Source organism: Fictibacillus sp. NRS-1165, from assembly GCF_050468105.1.
Taxonomy (GTDB): domain Bacteria; phylum Bacillota; class Bacilli; order Bacillales; family Fictibacillaceae; genus Fictibacillus_C; species Fictibacillus_C terrinigri.
Window position 1 is genome coordinate 1 of the sequence record NZ_JBDPNU010000166.1, and the last position, 2,340, is coordinate 2,340.

A 2,340-nucleotide genomic window follows, 5' to 3' on the forward strand; every position below is an offset into this window, starting at 1 on the left:
ACATTATGGAACTAATTAGCCTTACTCCTATTGAAATACAGAAAGCTGAACATTACTGGTTGGATGTTTTCCATCTTTGGGCGAAACCAAAAAAATAAATGGTGGGTAGTCTTACTTTTACAGTACTAATGCTCTTTAAACAGCTCCATTCTACTTTCCTTTTGAATAAAATTTCACGATTAGTTTAAAGAGAAATAAAAGTAAAACTCCTCCAAGACCTATAAGGCCTACAATCAAAACAGGCAACATATAAACACCTCCACTAAAAAAATATTGAACAAAGAACAAGATAATCAAAAACGCTCAACCCAGAAAGAGGGTGAGCGTTTTTGTTGGTGGTCTTTTCGTCTATATTGTTCGTTAACCAAAATAGAAAGTGGACCTTTAGAACGTTGGTAAGTTTTAACTCCCATGAAAGAGTAAAAACTTTGAAGACAATTGGCTTGAGCGTGGGAAGAATAGCTCAGGAAATGGTAACAGAGCAATTATTGAAAAAACTTAAATCAACCACTGCAGGTTTCTTTAGTAACTATAAAACTGCCAAAACAGAAAACTGACGCAGCTTTTGGTATCAGTTGAACAAAAAATTAATATGAAATCATAAACATTAGAACCCGCGACTGACGACTCAGCCTCGGTTTTTTTTATTTTTGGAAACTAAAGCATATGAAAAACAAAAGCTGTTCCAATGTAATCAAATTGTAATATTTTTAATGTTTATACTTCATCCTTTTAATAAATGCCTTCATTAAGGGAAAAACCTTGTTCACATACCATTTAATATAGAAATAAAAAATGAAAATGATGGAAGGAAAATAAAGTGGAAACATTGACCAGTTTTTTTGAGCAATGATGTGGCAAAGCATAGGAGTAAAGACATATGCACATATCAATTGTACTGAATGTGTATGTGAAAATACCTATAGAGGAGGGATGGAATGTCTCATTTGAATCAGAAAAAAAGCAGGATATCCAAAGGCATACTAATTGGAGGCATGCTCGCAAGCAGCGCTTTTTTTGTAATACCTCGGATCAAAACAAAAGCAAAGAAGGGTTTGGCAGCTGTAAAAGTGGCGAAGAAAAAACCTTCCAAAATAAAAGATAAAGCCAAAGAAAAATTGAAAGAAGAAGCAAAAAACCATTTTAAACATAAGGTTGAGGAAGCGTTTAGGACGAAGGTTAACCATGCCTCAAAAAAGCTGGAGAACGCCACAGAAAAAAATGCTAAAGAGGTTCATGGCAAAGCAAAACAGGCAAGAGATAAAGTAAGGGACGTTTTATTACACGTTCAGGATAAATTAAAAAACTTAAAGAAAGCGGGGGAGAAGTTTCAAGAAAAAATCTCTTTCCGCAATGATGGAACCAAGATCAAAAGTGTAAATGATATAAAAGGGACTAATGACATTAAAAGTTCAAACCATATCAAGAGCTCAACAGGTATTAAAAGCTCCAAAGATATTAAACATGCCCGTGATATGAAAAAAATCAGCTCTTGATTAGAACCATATTTAAGAGAGAGGAGAATGTGTGTAAATGAGTGTTCAAAAAAGTACGGATAGTTCAAGTCTGGCAGAGGTTATTGACCGAATTCTTGATAAAGGTGTCGTTATTGATGTGTTCGCAAGAGTATCACTCGTAGGAATCGAGTTAATCACAGTGGAAGCAAGAGTGGTAATTGCCAGTGTGGATACTTGGTTGCGATATGCCGAAGCGGTAGGGCTGCTAAGAGATGAAGTGGAAGAAAAAGGCTTGCCGTCTCAATCAAACGAAAGAAGCAAACAATTCAGCATCTAATCTAATCATGCAGCTTGGCTCAAATAATAGTGCCCGGCGCCTCTTTAAACGTGCCAGGCACTTATGAGTCATCTGAAACCTGAACAATGGAGGGGTTGAAAAAATGGAAATCACAAAAGTAATGCAAGCAGTTACTCGTTTTTTTAAAGAGAATGTAGCCCCGCCACATAAGATTACTTCAGTTGAAGCAACGGATGATGAGGGAGCAAAGGTAATTATGGAAGTATTTGAAGAAAAGGAATATATGAAGAAATATGCCAAGGACGAAATGGTGGGAGTCTATCAAGTGATTTTAAATAAAAACAACGAAATATTATCCTTTACTAGATTAAGCGTTCGATATCGAAGCGCTATTGGACAAGAAGCTTAGGAACTATGGGATAGATCCATTAGAATGGGGGGACTTAAATGGCGGAGAGGAAGGAAAATGACATAGTCTCGTCCGGATTATTGCAGAATGATGTAATAAAAGAGGTTATTTCACGTTCACTAAACTACCTTTCGGCAGGATATCCGATACATTTTACAGGGCCTGCAGGGGTAGGG

The 2,340-nt window shown here is 36.4% G+C and carries 4 protein-coding genes; all 4 read left to right on the forward strand.

The features are described from left to right. The first annotated feature begins 428 nt into the window (after positions 1-428). Complete coding sequence (locus tag ABHN01_RS25570) at positions 429-557, forward strand: hypothetical protein (protein WP_429877880.1); 129 nt, start codon at positions 429-431, stop codon at positions 555-557. A gap of 381 nt (positions 558-938) precedes the next feature. Then, positions 939-1,496 (forward strand): gas vesicle protein GvpQ, encoded by a 558-nt coding sequence (gvpQ, locus tag ABHN01_RS25575; protein WP_429877881.1) that lies wholly within the window; start codon positions 939-941, stop codon positions 1,494-1,496. Positions 1,497-1,533: 37 nt separating this feature from the next. Next, positions 1,534-1,794: a gas vesicle structural protein GvpA gene (gvpA, locus tag ABHN01_RS25580; RefSeq protein WP_290399117.1), complete on the forward strand. Its 261-nt coding sequence runs from the start codon at positions 1,534-1,536 to the stop codon at positions 1,792-1,794. Between the two features lie 103 nt (positions 1,795-1,897). Beyond that, positions 1,898-2,164: a gas vesicle protein GvpR gene (locus ABHN01_RS25585; RefSeq protein ID WP_290399118.1), complete on the forward strand. Its 267-nt coding sequence runs from the start codon at positions 1,898-1,900 to the stop codon at positions 2,162-2,164. Positions 2,165-2,340: the final 176 nt, after the last annotated feature.

Coding starts and splice junctions, on each gene's coding strand:
- ABHN01_RS25585 (WP_290399118.1), top strand. CDS start 1,898: ATGGAAATCACAAAAGTAATGCAAGCAGTTACTCGTTTTTTTAAAGAG.
- gvpQ (WP_429877881.1), top strand. CDS start 939: ATGTCTCATTTGAATCAGAAAAAAAGCAGGATATCCAAAGGCATACTA.
- gvpA (WP_290399117.1), top strand. CDS start 1,534: ATGAGTGTTCAAAAAAGTACGGATAGTTCAAGTCTGGCAGAGGTTATT.